The organism is Sphingomonas pseudosanguinis (genome assembly GCF_014196255.1).
Classification (GTDB): Bacteria; Pseudomonadota; Alphaproteobacteria; order Sphingomonadales; family Sphingomonadaceae; genus Sphingomonas; species Sphingomonas pseudosanguinis.
This window is the reverse complement of the sequence record NZ_JACIDH010000005.1, coordinates 110979-126580: the sequence shown is the minus strand read 5'-3', so window position 1 is coordinate 126580 and position 15602 is coordinate 110979. Positions and strand designations below refer to the sequence as shown.

12 protein-coding genes are annotated in these 15602 nt (G+C 69.3%); 2 read left to right on the top strand and 10 right to left on the bottom strand.

Features of this window, described 5'->3' with window-relative positions:
* Nucleotides 1-7 precede the first annotated feature (7 nt).
* Nucleotides 8-2266 (bottom strand): S9 family peptidase, encoded by a 2259-nt coding sequence (locus GGR48_RS08295; protein WP_183951445.1) that lies wholly within the window; start codon nucleotides 2264-2266, stop codon nucleotides 8-10.
* 136 nt (nucleotides 2267-2402) lie between these two features.
* Here GGR48_RS08295 and GGR48_RS08290 point away from each other — a divergent pair, with 136 nt between their 5' ends.
* A complete protein-coding gene (locus GGR48_RS08290) occupies nucleotides 2403-3764 on the top strand; it encodes an FAD/NAD(P)-binding protein (RefSeq protein ID WP_183951444.1) in 1362 nt (453 codons plus the stop codon).
* 86 nt (nucleotides 3765-3850) lie between these two features.
* Here the strand turns inward: GGR48_RS08290 and GGR48_RS08285 are convergent, their stop codons facing one another.
* Complete coding sequence (locus GGR48_RS08285; protein ID WP_183951443.1) at nucleotides 3851-4276, bottom strand: Ohr family peroxiredoxin; 426 nt, start codon at nucleotides 4274-4276, stop codon at nucleotides 3851-3853.
* A gap of 113 nt (nucleotides 4277-4389) precedes the next feature.
* On the opposite strand from GGR48_RS08285, the gene GGR48_RS08280 reads away from it, so the two are divergent.
* The gene (locus tag GGR48_RS08280) at nucleotides 4390-4836 is read left to right on the top strand and encodes a MarR family winged helix-turn-helix transcriptional regulator (protein ID WP_183951442.1); all 447 of its coding nucleotides are present in this window, start codon (nucleotides 4390-4392) and stop codon (nucleotides 4834-4836) included.
* Between the two features lie 178 nt (nucleotides 4837-5014).
* Here GGR48_RS08280 and GGR48_RS08275 read toward each other — a convergent pair whose 3' ends face one another.
* The 8 genes from GGR48_RS08275 to GGR48_RS08240 all read right to left on the bottom strand — a co-directional run bounded on the left by GGR48_RS08275 (nucleotide 5015) and on the right by GGR48_RS08240 (nucleotide 15588).
* A complete protein-coding gene (locus tag GGR48_RS08275) occupies nucleotides 5015-7408 on the bottom strand; it encodes a hypothetical protein (RefSeq protein ID WP_240455886.1) in 2394 nt (797 codons plus the stop codon).
* A 280-nt stretch (nucleotides 7409-7688) separates the two neighbouring features.
* Nucleotides 7689-8561 (bottom strand): glutathione-dependent disulfide-bond oxidoreductase, encoded by an 873-nt coding sequence (yghU, locus tag GGR48_RS08270; RefSeq protein WP_183951441.1) that lies wholly within the window; start codon nucleotides 8559-8561, stop codon nucleotides 7689-7691.
* An 81-nt stretch (nucleotides 8562-8642) separates the two neighbouring features.
* Nucleotides 8643-9536, bottom strand: coding sequence for a glycosyltransferase family 2 protein (locus tag GGR48_RS08265; RefSeq protein ID WP_183951440.1), 894 nt, complete (start codon nucleotides 9534-9536; stop codon nucleotides 8643-8645).
* Nucleotides 9533-10447 carry a polysaccharide pyruvyl transferase family protein gene (locus GGR48_RS08260; RefSeq protein ID WP_338110475.1) on the bottom strand — a complete coding sequence of 305 codons (915 nt, stop codon included), beginning with the start codon at nucleotides 10445-10447 and terminating at the stop codon, nucleotides 9533-9535. The genes GGR48_RS08265 and GGR48_RS08260 overlap by 4 nt, the downstream gene beginning before the upstream one ends.
* Nucleotides 10444-11520, bottom strand: a complete 1077-nt coding sequence (locus GGR48_RS08255) for a glycosyltransferase (RefSeq protein WP_183951438.1) — start codon at nucleotides 11518-11520, stop codon at nucleotides 10444-10446. Before GGR48_RS08255 ends, GGR48_RS08260 begins: the two co-directional genes overlap by 4 nt.
* Nucleotides 11517-12431, bottom strand: a complete 915-nt coding sequence (locus tag GGR48_RS08250) for a galactosyltransferase-related protein (RefSeq protein WP_183951437.1) — start codon at nucleotides 12429-12431, stop codon at nucleotides 11517-11519. The genes GGR48_RS08255 and GGR48_RS08250 overlap by 4 nt, the downstream gene beginning before the upstream one ends.
* A complete protein-coding gene (locus GGR48_RS08245) occupies nucleotides 12428-13576 on the bottom strand; it encodes a glycosyltransferase (protein ID WP_183951436.1) in 1149 nt (382 codons plus the stop codon). The genes GGR48_RS08250 and GGR48_RS08245 overlap by 4 nt, the downstream gene beginning before the upstream one ends.
* Nucleotides 13573-15588, bottom strand: a complete 2016-nt coding sequence (locus GGR48_RS08240; protein WP_183951435.1) for an HAD-IIB family hydrolase — start codon at nucleotides 15586-15588, stop codon at nucleotides 13573-13575. Before GGR48_RS08240 ends, GGR48_RS08245 begins: the two co-directional genes overlap by 4 nt.
* Between the last annotated feature and the right edge of the window lie 14 nt (nucleotides 15589-15602).

The window sequence follows — 15602 nt, the reverse complement described above, 5'->3', positions numbered from 1 at the left end:
CGCCCGATCACCGCCCGCCGGGCGGCAGGTTGGTCTCCAGATAGCGGGTCATCAGCGAATACAGGTGGATGCTGGTATTCTCCCCCTCATAGATGCCGTGGCTGCGGTCGGGATAGGCCATCATCGTGAACGGCTTGTTGAAGTGGATCAGGCGATCCACCAGCTGATCCTGGTTCTGGTAATGGACATTGTCGTCCAGCGTACCGTGGATCAGCAGCAGATTGCCCTTCAGCCGGTCGGCGAAGGTGATGGGCGAGCCGTTCTTATAGCCCTCCGCATTGTCCTTCGGCAGGCCCATATAGCGTTCCTGATAGACGGTATCGTAGAGCGTCATGTCCGTCGGGCCCGCCACCGCGATGCCGGTCTTGTAAAGATCGGGATAGCGGAACAGCGCGTTCTGGGTCATCGCGCCGCCGCCGCTCCAGCCCCAGATGCCGATCCGGTCGGGATCGATATAGGGGCGGGTGCTCAGCATCTTGCGGACTGCCGCGGCATAGTCGGCGGAGGCCTGGATACCGACCTGGCGATAGATGCTCTTGCGCCAGTCGCGCCCGCGCGGGGTAGCGGTGCCGCGCGGATCGATGCTGGCGACCAGATAGCCCTTTTGCGCCAGCATCCGGTGCCACAGCCCTTGCGATCCCGCCCAGCGATCCGCGACTGTCTGGCCCCAGGGTTCGCCATAGACGAAATAGAGGATGGGGTAGCGCTTGGCGGGGTCGAAGCCGGCCGGCTTGATCAGCCAGCCGTCGAGCTGCGTGCCGCCGCCGATGTCGACGCGGAAGAACTCGGTGGGGGCCAGACCGGTGTCCTTGATCACCTTGATGAGCGGTGCATTGGCGGCCAGCGTGCGCAGCGGCTGCTGGCGTGTCAGGTCGAGCATGTCGGTCACCGGCGGGGCGTCGAGGCGCGACACGGTGTGCAGCGCCCAATGCTCGCCGGGTGCGACGTCATAGCTGTGCGTGCCCGGCTGGTTCGCAGGGGTCAGACGCTCGACCTTGGGCGTACCCGACAGGGTGGTGCGATAGAGGTAGCGCTGGGTCGGATTGTCGGGTGAGGCGATGAACCAGGCATAGCCGGCCTTTTCATCGACATTGAGCAGCTCGACCACGTCGAACCGGCCCGGCGTGCGTAAGGTCGCGCGGCCGCTCGCCCGGTCGATGGTATAGAGGTGCCGCCAGCCGTCGCGCTCCGACAGCCAGGTGAAGCGGCGTCCGCCCTCCAGCCATTCGGGCGCGTTATTGGCCTCGACCCAGGCGGCGTCCTTTTCGACCATGACCGGCTTGATCGCGCCGGTCGCGGGATCGCCGAGCAGGACCTTATACGTGTTCTGCAAGCGGTTGGACTGCTGGAGGAAGACGGCGTCCGATCCGCCGGCCCAGCTCATCTGCGGTACGTAATTCTGGCGCGGATCGCCCTCCAGCTTGAACCAGCGCGTGGCGCCGTCGGCGACATCGACGGTACCAACCGTCACCGCCGAATTGGTCGTGCCGGCCTTGGGATATTGCAGCGGTATGATCTGCGAATATTGGCCGCCGGTGTTCTTCACCATGTCGAAGGTGCCGACGCCGCGCGTGTCGAAGCGGAAAAAGGCAATGCGCTTCGAGTCCGGACTCCACTCGAACGCGCGGTGGAGCGAAAATTCCTCCTCATAGACCCAGTCGGCCAGGCCGTTGACGATGAAGTCGTCGCCGTCCCGCGTCAGCGCGACCGGCGCGCCGCCCGCGACCGGTTCGACATAGAGGTTGTTGGCGCGGACATAGGCGATGCGGCCGCTATCGGGGGAGAAGCTGGCATAGAAGAGCGTCGAGGGCGCCGCGCCGCCGCCGATCTGGCGCAGGCTCTTGCTGGTGCCGTCGAACAGCCAGTAATCGGCCATGGCGTTGGTCCGCCGGAAGCTCTTGCCGTTGGTGCGGATCAGCAGCCAGCGACGGTCGGGCGACCATTCATAGCCGTCGATACCCAGCGGCGCGGCGGCCCCCTTGGGCGTCAGGTCGGCGGCGGCGACCAGCACCTCGCGCCGGCCATCGGCGATGCGATAGCGGACGATGTCCTGCCCGGCCTTGGGATTGTCCTCGATCGCCAGATAGCTCTCGCCGTCGGGGCTCCAGCGGCTGGCGCGCACGGACTCTGTGCGGACCGCCTTGGGCCCGAAAATCCCCTCGACCGATAGCGGGGCGGGGCGGGCGGTCTGCGCCGTCACGGGCACGACCCATGCGGTCGTGGTCAGCGCCAAGGCCAAGCCGGAAACCCGCCAATATCCCCGCATGATCCGCTCGATCCTTCGTCAAAAAAGGACAGGGTAATGCAGCATCGGGGGATCGTATACCGATTTCTCGGGTGGCGGATGCGCGTCGGTGGCGTAGAGGAAAGCGGATCGACAGCGTGAAGGATGTGGCGGGATCATGACTTCGGGTATCGACCATGTGGCGATCATCGGCGGCGGCTTTGCCGGTACGCTGCTGGCCATCAACCTCGTCCGCCATGGCGGCCCGCGCGCGACGCTGATCGAGCGGCATGCGGGGCAATTGGCGCGGGGCGTCGCCTATAGCGCGGCGCATGCCGAGCATCTGCTGAATGTCCGTGCCGGCAATATGAGCGCGTTGCGCGACGATCCCGATCATTTCGTCCGCTGGTTGCAGGCGCGCGGGGCCGGGGACGCCAGGACGTTCGTGCCGCGCCGGGTCTACGGCGACTATCTGCGCGATCTGCTGATGGAGACGATCGCCGCCGATCCGACGCGGCTGGCGCTGGCGCAGGGCGAGGTTTGTGCGCTGACCCGCGATGGCGCCGGCTTTCGCCTGACCCTGGCCGGGGGGCGTGAGATGACCGCCGATGCGGCGGTGCTGGCGCTGGGCAATCTGCCGCCGCACACCCCGCCGGGGATCGATCCATCGGTGCTGGCCGAGGGCTGCTATCGCGAGGACCCCTGGGCGGGCGATATTGCCGAAGGGCTGCGCGACGACGATCAGGTGCTGCTCGTCGGCAGCGGGCTGACCGCGATCGATGCCGCGCTGCTGCTCGATGCCAATGGCTTTGGCGGGCGGACGCTGGCGCTGTCGCGGCGGGGCCTCGCCCCCCGGCGGCATGCCGACAGCCCGCCGGTCCAGCCCTTGCGCGAGCGGCCGGCGGCTAGCCTGTCGGCGCTGGTCCGTCATGTCCGCTGCGTCGCGGGCGAGCAGGGCTGGCGCGGGGCGGTCGACAGCCTGCGCCCGGTGACTCAGATGATGTGGGGTGCGGCCGATGCGGCGACGCGGGCGCGGTTCCTGCGCCATCTGCGCCCCTATTGGGACGTCCACCGCCACCGGCTGGCCCCCGCCATCGCCGAGGCGGTCGACGGCCTCATGGCGCGCGGGCGGCTGACGATCGCGGGCGGCAAGCTGGTGCGGGTCGCGCCGGACGGTGAGGGGGCGATCGTCGACTGGCGGCCGCGCGGGCAGGACGGGGTCGAGACGCTGCGCGTCGCGCGGATCGTCAATTGCACGGGGCCGCAGGGTGACCTGCTGCGCTCACGCGAGCCGCTGATCCAGCAATTGCTGGCGGCGGGCATGATCCGCCCCGATGCCCTTCGCATCGGTCTGGAGGTCGATGCGCAGAGCCATGTCGTGACGGCGGACGGTTGCATCGACGACCGGCTCTATTGCATCGGCCCGATGACGCGCGGCGGCCTGTGGGAAGTCGTGGCGGTGCCCGATCTACGGCAACAGAATTGGGAACTGGCCCGGCGGCTCGCCCATGCGCAGTGGGTGGGCGGCGAGGGGCTGTAGGGTCACCCCGACCGGACGCAAAAAAACCGGCGCGATCTTAGGGAAGGATCGATCGCGCCGGCAGGGACGGGAGTTCGTGGGCGCGATCAGGCGATGGTCAGGCCGACATCGACATTGCCGCGCGTGGCATTGGAATAGGGGCAGATCTGATGCGCCGCCGCCACCAGCTTTTCGGCGTCGGCGCGGTCCAGGCCCGGCAGCTCCACGGTCAGGTCGGTGGTGATGCCGAACCCACCCGCCGCGCGCGGACCGATACCGACCTTGGCCGACACCGCGACATCGGCGGGGACCTTCAGCTTCAGCTGCTGGCCGGCGACCTTCAGCGCGCCGATGAAACAGGCCGAATAGCCCGCGGCGAACAGCTGTTCCGGATTGGTGCCTTCACCGCCCGCGCCGCCCAGCTCCTTGGGCGTGGAGAGCGCGACGTCGAGCGTGCCGTCCTGGGTCCGGGCATGGCCGTCACGGCCACCGGTCGCGCGGGCCTGGGTCTGGTACTTCACATCGATCGTCACACCGTGTCTCCGATAATCTTTATCGCGATATATATGTGCATGGCGACTTGGTCTTGTCCAGTCCTTCTTTTATCGCGATATGAAATTTCGACGATTTTCCGGGAGAAGGCCGAATGTCGGCACCATGGCCGCTCGACGACCAGCTTTGCTTTGCCCTCTACGCGGCCAATATGGCGGTCCAGCGGACCTATAAGCCGATGCTCGACCAGCTCGGCCTGACCTATCCGCAATATCTGGCGCTGCATGTGTTGTGGGAAGAGGATGGTCGCACGATCGGCGCCATCGCGCAGCGGCTGGGGCTGGAATCGAGCACGGTGACGCCGCTGATCAAGCGGCTGGAGGCGGGCGGCTTCGTGACCCGCGAGCGCGATGCGCAGGACGAGCGACAGGTGCGCGTGACGCTGACCCCGGCGGGGCTGGACCTGCGCGATCGCTGCGGTTGCCTGGGCGAGGAGATCATTGCACGCTCGGGCATGGCGATCGACGATCTCCAGGCGCTTCGCGACGAGGTGCGCGCGCTGCGCGATGCGCTGGAGCAACGGGGTGCCGAGACGGCGTGATGCCTCAGGTCGGGATGACGATGCCTTGAGTCAGTACAAGCCCCTCCCCTTCAGGGGAGGGGTTGGGGTGGGGCCTCTCCACGAACGCTGCGCTTGAGGATACGCCCCACCCCCGGCCCCTCCCCTGAAGGGGAGGGGTGGGCGCACTTCCAAGACCAGCCGTCTTTCCCCGCCTTGGTTATTGCCCTGTTGCCAGCGTGAAGGGCACGGCCGGGGCATCGCGCAACGTCACATAGAGCGACCCGGCATTGGGGGCGGGCACCGCGAGGCGCGGGGCGGTATAGCCCGCTGGCACCGTGACCGCGCCCGCCATGTCAGCGCTGGCCGCGACCCGGTCGATCAGGAAAAGGTCGCGTCCCTCCATCCGGCACTGGCCGGCGTCGCACCGCACCGCCTCGATCCTGGGCAGGCGCACCAGCGTGGCGAGCGGCACCCAATCGCCCTTGATCGCCCCGCGCACCAGCCGGAAGCGCAGCGGCCCCGCCGCCGCCGGCCCCAGCCGTGCCGGATCGAGCGTCGCCACCGCGATCTCGGGCGAGGAGAGCCGGACGTCGCGCCCGCCCTCCAGGACCACCGACGTGCCGCCATCCGCCGTCGTCACCTCGACCGCGTCGGCGGGGGTCAGCGACTGTCCCTCACCGGCATGGATGGCGAAGGTCAGCCGGGCATTGTCGGGCAGGACCGTCTCGTCGCGCGTCGCCAGCGCCAGCCCCTTGGGGCTGTCGGGCATGGTCAGCGTCCGGCTGACGAGCGTCGCGGCGGGGCGCGGCGGGGCGCTCGTCACCGGGACGGTCAGCGTCCGTCCGTCGTTCAGCTTGATCCGGGCGGCCGTGCCCTCGGGCGCGCGGTCGCCCGCCGCCGTGGCGATCAGGCGGTCGCTGTCGCCTTCGCGCGTCACCGTGCCGGGGGACAGCGCCACGCCGCCCATGTCGACCCCGGCGATCTCGTCCAGCCGCTGGCCGGTCAGCGTCACGAACCGGTCGCCGCGCGCCAGCGCCACGCTGTCGACCCGGCTGGCGGGCGAATAGGCGCGCAAGGTCACGGTGCGGGGCGTGTCGCGGCCCATCTGCTGCACCTCCAGCGTGACCGGTCCGGCGCGGCTGCCCTTCATCGGCAGGGTGACGGCGATCGCATCGGCCCCGCGCGGGGTAAAAGCCACGCCCTGCGCCGCGCCATTGCTGGCGCGCATCGTCACGCCGGTGACGCAGGCGGCGGCCGGACCGGTCAGCTCGACCACATTGTCGCGCCCGACCACCAGGCTCTGGTCGGTGTCGCCGGCGCGCCACTCGCCGTCGGTTGGGAATTGCAGCGTGAAGCCCGGCCCTTCGAACGACTCGAAGCCCCATTGGCCGTGCAGCTTGGCGGTTGCCTTGCCCGACAGGCCGGCGGGCAGCGGCTCGGCCAGGATATAGCCGCCACGATCGGCGCGGGCGCGCACCGGCACCTCGATCCGCTGACCGTTCGCCTGGGTCAGCGTCACCGCCATATCGCGCGCGAAGGCGGTGGAATAGATCAGTGGCGCACCCTCGACCGGCAGGACGAGGCCCGGCTTCGCCCCGCACAGCGGCTGGTCGGTGGCGGCGCGCAGGCGCGGCGGGCTGCCCGCATCGATCGCGGGCATGGCGGCGACGAGCACCGATTTGGGCTTGGCGAAGGACGGGGCCGCGTTGAGCAGCAACGACAGCCTGTCGCCGTCGCGCGTGGCCAGCGTCGGCAGATAGCCGAACTGCGGATTGCCGAACGCGCCGAACACCCGCGCGATGTCGCGGATGACGCCGATATAGGGGCTGTAATAGCCCAGCCCCGCCTCGCGCGTATAGCTGAGCTGCAGCGCCAGATCGGTCGGCGCGCCGATCAGCGTGTCGGTCATCGAACTGCTATGGATGTCGGCAAGGACCAGCGCGTCGCGATTTTCAAGAAGGCAGGCCGCCTGCAACTCGATTACCCGCGCCAGGCAGTCCGGGTTCATCTTGATCGCCAGGCTGCCCGCCAGTGCCGGCGCGATGGTGCGCAGGAATTCGGGGTGGCTGTTCTCCTGCGCGCGGATCGCCGCGACGAAGGCGTTGAGCCGCGACCGGTCGAGCGAGGCCTGGTTCAGATCCTGCACCGCGCGGACGAACTCGCCCGGGCGGTCGCGGACCGCATCGACGATGGTGCCCGACGCGCCGCCCGTCTCGGGCACCAGGAACAGCGCCATCTGTCGCGCCCCCTTGGGCACGGTCAGGGTCAGGCGACGATCCTTGTCCTTGTCCTTCCACGTCTCGGCCGACTGGACCCAGTTCTTGGGCGGCGGATTGGTCGCACCGCTCAGAAAGGCGGAGAACAGCAGATAATGCGCGCGCTGATCCTTGGGCAGGTCGGCGTCGACGGTCAGCCGGTCGCCCGCCGCCAGATTGGGCACCTCGGCGATAGGCAGCGTCCGCTCGCCGCGCGTGACGGTGATGCGAAGCGCGGGGCCAGGCAGGTCGAACGGCGCTGGGTCGGCCGTGACGAACGGCGTGGCGCACAGCCCCAGCCCGGTCAGCCCGAGCGCGAGGAGGGGGCGGGGCAGGCGGGGGAGGACGCGCGACATCAGGACAGTGTAAAAGCGCGATACGTCGCGCCGATCAAGCGCTTCGCGGCGGATGGCGGGCGATCCCGCCGCGAAGCGCTCATAAGCCGGATCGACATGCAGGCCGCCACACCGTCTTTCCTCCCCTGTAAGGGGGGGACCATCCGCAGGATGGTGGAGGGGGGTCACCGGTCATGGATGCGGTCCGGTCTATCAAACCGGGACACCCCTCCGTCAGGCCCTTCGGCCTGCCACCGCCCCGTACAGGGGAGGAATAAGATGAATGTCGATCTGGCCTGGGTCAGGCGTCAGTGGCGAGCTTGTCCTGCGTGCGCTCGTCGAAGTCGCTGGCGTCATGGCGTTCGAGCAGCTGTTCGGCGGGATCGCCGATCGTACGGTTGACCATCCGCCCGCGCTTGACCGCCGGGCGTGCCGCCAGTTCCTGGGCCCAGCGGCGGACATGGGTATAGTCGTCCACCTGCAGGAATTCGGCGGCGTTGTAGAGATCGCCCAGCACCAACTGCCCGTACCATGACCAGATCGCCATGTCGGCGATGCTGTATTCGTCGCCCGCGACATAGCGGTGCTGCGCCAGTTGCCGGTCGAGCACGTCGAGCTGGCGCTTGGCCTCCATGGCATAGCGGTTGATCGCATATTCGATCTTCACCGGCGCATAGGCATAGAAATGGCCGAAGCCGCCGCCCAGGAAAGGCGCACTGCCCATCTGCCAGAACAGCCAGGACGGGACATGCGCGCGGGCGGCGGGCTCGGTCGGCAGGAACGCGCCGAAGCTCTCCGCCAGATGGACCATGATCGCGCCCGATTCGAAGATGGAGATCGGCTGGTCGCCCCGTCGGTCGACCAGGGCGGGGATTTTGGAGTTGGGGTTGACCGCGACGAAGCCGCTGCCGAACTGATCGCCTTCGTTGATGCGGATCAGCCAGGCGTCATATTCCGCGCCCGCATGGCCGGCGGCGAGCAGTTCCTCGAACAGGATGGTGACCTTCACGCCATTGGGCGTGCCCATCGAATAGAGCTGGAAGGGATGCTGGCCGACCGGCAGGTCCTTGTCGTGCGTCGGGCCGGCGACGGGCCGGTTGATCGCGGCAAAGCGGCCGCCGCTTTCCTTGTCCCAGGTCCAGATGGCGGGCGGGGTATAGGCGTCGTCACTCATCGGCGGATAGCTCCATCGGGGTTCGTCGCCGCAAATGGGAGGCGGGGTCGGCGAAAACAACCGCGACCGTGCCGTATTCGCTCAGCGGCGAAGTGCCGCCCGATGCCGGATCGCCGCGCGGCCATAGCCGACCAGTCCCGCCAGGACATGGCGCAGGCGAAAGGCGTGGAAATGGCTGATGGCAGGCACCGGACCGACGATCCGCTCGCGCAGATGGGCCAGGTCGCGCCCTATCGCACAGGAGATGCGCCGGTCGGTCAGCAGATGCTTGGCATAGAGTGCACCATCGCCATAGCCATAGCCGGCGAGCAGCGCGACGACCTCTTCGGCGCGGCGGCGGCCATGGTGATGATCGACGACGAAATGCGGGTCGTAGCGGACCGGAATGCCATGCCCCAGTGCGCGGAACAGGTAATCGGTATCCTCGGCCGCGCGAAACGGCGCGCCCGCGCCGAACCGCTCGTCGAACAGGCCCAAGCGGTCGCGGACATCGGCGGTGAAGGCCAGGTTGGCCCCCATCACGAAGCCGCCGGGAAAGCCGCTTGCGGGGGCGATCATCGGATGATCCTCCAGCTTGACGGTCACGGGCAGGTCGGCCGGGTCACCCAAGAGGATACGGCCGCCGATGATGACGGGTGCCGGCTGTTCGGCGAAGGCGCGGGCCAGTTGCTCGAAATAGTCGGGATGGAGGACGCAGTCATCGTCGGTCATCGCGATGATCCGCCCCCGCGCCGCTGCCAATGCAATGTTGCGCGCGCGGGCCAGGCCGGGGCGCGGCTCGGCGAGCAGGCGGACGGTGAAGGACTGATCCGCCGCCCATGCCCGGACCAGCGCGGCGCTGTCGTCGGTCGAGCCATTGTCGACGACGATCACCTCCAGCCGCCGCCCGCCCGCCGCCGCCGCGATCGAGGCCAGTGTGGCGGACAGGCTGGCGCGGCGATTGCGGGTGCAGATCAGCAGGCTGATGTCGATCATGCCATCAGCCCGGCCAAGGCCTCCTCCGCCGTAGCGGCCTGACGGACCAGCGGCGAGCCGGCGGTCCAGGCGGCATGATAGGCGGCGACCTTGCCATAATCATTGTCGAGGATGATGTGGCGGATGCCGAGCAACAGCGCCAGGATATGGCCGTGCAGCCGATCGGTCACGATCCTGTCCCCGCGCGACAACAGGCGCAGCCCGCGCGCGACACGCTGGCGGGCGCGTTCGGTCGGGTTGGTCGCCGTGACCGGTTCCTCCTCCAGCCAGTCGAGCGCGACGGCACCGCGAAGCGCGCGCAGACCGCCATCGTCGCGCGCGGCCCGCTCGGCATCCGACCGCAACAGCATCAGCACGTCGCAATCGGGTTCGACCGGCCGGGGGAGGGCTCCGAGGCCGAAGGCGGAGTCGGGGGCGAGTTCGCTGGGACAAGCGAAATGCGCCCGCGCCTCGGCCAGGCTGGCGTCATCGCGGAGGCACAGGTGGAAGTTCGGATGCCGCGCGACGGTGGCGGCAAAGCGATCGCGATTGGCGGGATCGCGGAAGCGGATCGACTGGGGCAGCTGCACGATCCGCCGGTCGGGACAGCGGGTCAGCAACGCCTCGCGGAAATGCTGGTGATGCGGCCAGATGTCGCCCAGATTGCCGCCACCATGGATCAGGATCGGCCCTTCGGGGCAGACGGCGCGAAAGGCACCCTCATCGAAATCGTCCCAGCGGCAGACATAGGCCGGATCGCCCGCACCGACCTCCCGGAGCAGCGCGATCTCGCCCAGCCAGATCGCGCTGTCGCCGACATTGGGGTGGTCCGGGAAATCGACCAGTGCATAGGGCGTGCCCGGCGGGGGCGCATGGCGGCGATAGAGATCGAGCAGGGCCGCACGCTGGGCGGCGATGACGGGATCGTTCACGCCGCGATGGCGCCCGGCCGGGCGGCGGTGACGCTGGCGTAAAGCGCCTCGCATCGGTCGAGCCATAGGTCCCGCGCGAAATGCGCCTCCACCCGGCGGCGCGGCACCGCCCGGTCGATGGCCAGGCTGTCTTGAATGGCGGCGGCCAGCGCGGCGACGTCTCCGGCGGGTGCGATCACGCCGGCCTCACCGACCACCTCGCGCGCCGCGCCTTGGTCGAAGGCGGCGACGGGCAGGCCGCACGCCATCGCCTCGATCGCGACCAGACCGAAGGGCTCGTCCCAGCAGGGGGTGAACAGGAAGACCGAGGCGCGGCCCAACTCGGCAGCGAGCGCCGCCCCGTCCAGATGCCCGCCATAGCGGATGCCGCCGCCCAGGCGCGGCGCAATCTCGGCCGCCCAGTAATCCGGGTCCTCGACCGCACCGAACAGCGTCAGCGCCACGCCGGCCCGGCGCGCGGCGTCGATCGCCAGATGCGTGCCCTTGTTGGGGGTGATCCGCCCGCACCACACCGCCTCGCCATTGCCGTTCGCGACGAAGGGCCATGCGGCGGGATCGATGGCGTTGTGCAGCACCGACGCCTCGGGCGGCGCGCCTTCGGGCCACCAGGCGCGCAACTGGCTTTGCGAGGTGACGGTCAGAAGGTGGCTGAGGGACGGGCTGACCGCCACGAAATGGTGGAGCGCGTCATAGGGCGGTACGTGCAGCGAGGTGACGGTCGGCGTCACCGCCGTGCGCCGCTGCTCCAGCGGAAAGCGATGGAGGCTGTTATTGTGGACGACATCGAAACCCCCGCGCGCGATCCGGTCGCAGGCGGCGGCATAGCCGGCATCGACATGCGCGATCAGCTCGGGCTTGCCGCGATGCTCGGCCCAGGGGAATACCGCCTCATAATGGGTGGGCAGCACCGGATCGATCGTGAAGCGCGGGTCGCTGTCGCCGCTGGCGAACAGCACCACCTCATGCCCGCGCGCCATCAGCCCCTCGGCCAGATACCAGCCATGCGCCTCCATGCCGCCCAGAAAGGGTTGCCGGATCGGCTGACGGACATGGGCGAGGAGCGCGATCCTCATGCGGCGGCCCGGCCGGCGGCCGCGCGCTCCTCCAGCAGGCGGATGACGCTGGCGGTATTGGCATAGGGCTGGTGGCTCTGCTGGCCCGTCAGGGTCAGGTCCTCCTCATTGGGCGCGCGCAGGATGCGGATCGGGCGGCCGGGCGTGTCGTCGATCAGTCCCATCAGGCGAAAGGCGTGCAGCCAGTGGCCCATGGTGCGATAGCCCCATTTGGCCTCGAACGCCTCGGCGTTGCGGACCACGCTTTCCAGATGATGGACCGGCGGCATGTGGTGCGGGTGATATTGGTGATAGGCAAGGCCGCCCTTGATCCAGGCGATGGGGATGCCGGCCTTGTCCACGACCTTGCCGAAATCGGTGTCCTCGCCGCCATAGCCGGCATAGCGTTCGTCGAACCCTCCCGTGCTCAGGAAGGTGTCGCGCCGCATCGCGAAGTTGAGCGACCAGAAGCAGCGATAATCCTCGCACACCTCGATCCCCGCTGGTGGCGGGCCGCGCCGGTCCGAATGGCGCACCGCGATGTCGGCGAACCGGTCGGTCGACCAGTCCCCCTGGGTCGCGCCACCGGGCAGGTACATCACCTCGCCCATCAGCAACCCGTCCATCTCGTCGAGATAACGGCCGTAATCGGCCAGCAGCCCGGGCGTCGGGATGCAGTCCATGTCGAGGAAGACCAGCTTGTCGCCGATCGCCGCGCGCGCCGCCGTATTGCGTGCGGTCGCCAGCGGCAGGCGGGGGCCGTCGATCATCATCTGCCGGATGGGGAAGGGCGCCTCCGGCAAGTCATAGGTCGTGTCCTGGATCACCGCGACGATCAGCTCGGCGGGCAGGACGCTCTGGCGGCACAGGCCGAGGACGACGTTGCGGAGGTGGTCGGGGCGGCCCCCGGCAAGCGTGACGACCGAGATCATGAAACGACTCCGCTGGGATCGGGTGAGGGCATGGGCAGGTCGATCGCGACCGGCCACAATCGGATGGCGAGCGCCTCCAGCCAGTCGGCGGCGCGCTGCGCGGGCGCATCGGCGATCATCGCCCGCTGCGCCGCCGGGCGATGACCCGCGCGCGTCTCGGCGAGCGCGGCGGTCCAGGCCTGCGCCGAGGAGGGCAGGTGCGGGCGGACACAGGCGACGCCGGCGGCGGCCAGCGCTTCGGCCTTGCGGTGCTGCTCGTCGAAATAGCGCCATTCGGGAACGGCGAGCCAGGGCCGTGCGGCGGCCAGGATCTGCTGGCAGGTGGTGTTGCCGGTCGAGGCGATGACGAGATCGGCGGCGGCGACATGGTCGGCCGGGTTATCGACCCAGCCGCGATGCTCGATGTTGGTGGGCTCGGTCGCGTGCCAGTCACGCTGCACGGGGCCGATGGTGATCCAGCGTGCGCCCGGCCGGCTGCGCGCCCCGACGCCGAGCGGGGCCTGCGCGAAGCCGCCACCGCCGCCGCCCGACATGACGAGAATCAGTTCCTCGTCCGCGCCGACGCCGATCCGCTGTCGCGCCAGTTCGCGCTCGGGCACGCGGGTATCGACGCCCAGCCCGCCGGCAAAACAGGTCTTGGCACGCATGCCCGTGTCCCATTCGGGCTGGGCGAGCGCCTCGTCGAACGCCGCCAGCAGGCCGGCCGCGCCGTCATAGGCGGCACGGTGGCCGGGATCGTGACGGTCGCCATGCTGCAGCACCTTGACGTGCGGGACCGAGCAGATGCGCGACAGTTGCGCGATCTCGGCCGACACGTCGCAGATCATCAGCGCGGGGTCGGCCGCATCGAACCACTGCGCGATCACCGCCATGGCATGGCGGATGCCCGGCCAGCCGAGCGGCGCACAATGCAGCGTGTCGGGGGTCGGCACCGCATCCATCGTCCCGGCCTCGCCGCCGGTCGGCTCGAACAGCGACGGGATGGTCACGATCGTCGCGCTTTTGGGAAGCGCCGGAAAGATGTCGTCGCGCGCGCAGAAGATCGTCACCGGCCGCTCGGGCGGCAGCGCGTTCAGGATCGCGGCGCAGCGTTCGGCATGGCCGCGTCCCTGGTGGTGGACGAAATAGCCGAAGGGGCGGATCATGCCGCGCTGGCCTGGGCGAGCGCCGGTGCCGTCAGGCCCAGTCGCTCCAATCCCTCCAGGACGCCGTGCGCATGATGGCCCGCGACGCGCAGCAGCCCGTCGCGCGGCGACAGCCCGTCCAGCTCGCCGCTGGCATTGCCGACGACGATGGCATGGCCGCACGCCTCCAGCATGTCGACATCGTTGCCGCTGTCACCCGCTGCGATGCACGCGCCGAGCGGCAGGTCGAGCCGCCGGGCATAGGCCGCCACCGCCGCCGCCTTGCCGCCGAGCGGGGCAAGGACGTCGATCAGCTTGCCGTGCGAAAAGACGACCTTGGCCGCCAGCTGCTGCTCGGCGAGCACGGTCCGAACGCGTTCCGCGTCGGCGGCGGTGCCGAAGAAGCTCAGCTTGTGCGGGCCGGCGGTGTCGCGCGGCTGGGGACGCAGGCGCAGTGGCTTGAGCGCGGTCGCCACCGCCTTGCGATCCCATCCCTCGTTCAGCCGCGCGGCATAGACCGGGCATTCGTGCCAGCCGCGCTGGCCCTTCAGCATGATCCGCGTCCCGACATCGGTGATGAAGGCATCGGGTTCGGGCAGCCCCCATTGCGTCAGGATCATCCGCGCCATCGCGAAGGAGCGGCCGGTCGCGACGACGAAGGGCAGGCTGCTGGCGCGCCGCCACTGGGCGAAACCCTGCGCCCCGACCGGACAGCCGGTCAGCGTGTGGTCGATGTCGCTGGCGAGCAGCGAGGGCGCACGCGGCAGGCGGGCATAGAGCGCGATCGACTCCGCCGCGTAGCGACCCCAGTCATAGCGCGTCACGCCGCGGCGACCCGATGCGCTCATCCGTGCGTGGCGGTCGGCATCGGTCAGGATCGACAGACAGGCATCGGCGATGGCCGCGTCGTCGCGTGGATCGATCAGCAGGCCGTGGCACAGCGCCGCGACGATCTCCGCCGGGCCGCCCGCCTGCGTCGCGACGACCGGCACGCCCGCCGCCGCCGCTTCGATCAGGGTCAGGCCGAACGGCTCGTGCAAGGCCGGGTTGACGAAGACGCCGCCCCGCGCCGCCCGGTCATACAGCGCGGCGACATCGCGCCCGTCATGCGTCGGCGGCAGGGCGAAGCGCCCCTGCATTGCGGGTTGCACCGCCATGTCTTGCAGTTCGCCCAGGACCTTGCGTTCCTCGGGCGATCCGGGGCCGTCATGCTGGCCGGCGAGAATGACCAGATTGGCCGCCGCCTGCATGTCGGGCGACGCGGCGTAGGCGCGGGCGAGGCCGATCAGGTTCTTCTTGGCGACCGGTCGGGCGATGGCGAGCACGATGGGCTTGGCCGGATCGGTGAACCATTGGTCGACGCGATCGGCGAGCGTCGGCGCGGCGGCGGTGCCGCCATCGCGGCTGGGTACGCCGGGGGCGATGCAATGGATGCGCGCCGAGGTGGCGGTGCGATAGGCATGGACCTGCCGCTCGGCCTCGTCACGCGTCGACACGATGATGGCATCGGCCTGCGCGATGGCGCGCTCCTCCGCCGCGATCCGCGCGTCGAGCGCGGGGCAGGAGCCCTGCTGGGTGCGCTTGTCGATGCCCAGCGCGTGCGGGGTGTAGACGAAGGGGATGGCGAAGCGGCGGCGCGCTTCGGCTGCGACGGCGGCGGCATCCGAGAAATGGGCGTGGATCACATCGGGGCGTCGCGGCAGCCGGGCGATGTGCGCGCAGAATGCCTCGACAAAGGCCGGCATGTCCTCCGCCAGCGCATCCTTCTCCAGATAGCGGCGGTCGTCGGTGGCGATGCGATCGATGGTCAGTCCCGGACGGAGGCGTTCCGAGATGAGGCCATGTTCGGCCGCCAGACCTTCACCCTCAAACAGACGCGTGACGATCGAGACTTGATCGACATCAATATTATCGGCCTGCGCGACGGCTGCATCCAGAATATAGGCGATATGTCCGCCCGTATCGGCCGTAATGCCATAATGGACGGGAGGCGATTTCAGGCAGCCGCCAAGCGCCAGATGCAGAATGAACAATCTCGCCCCTTTCG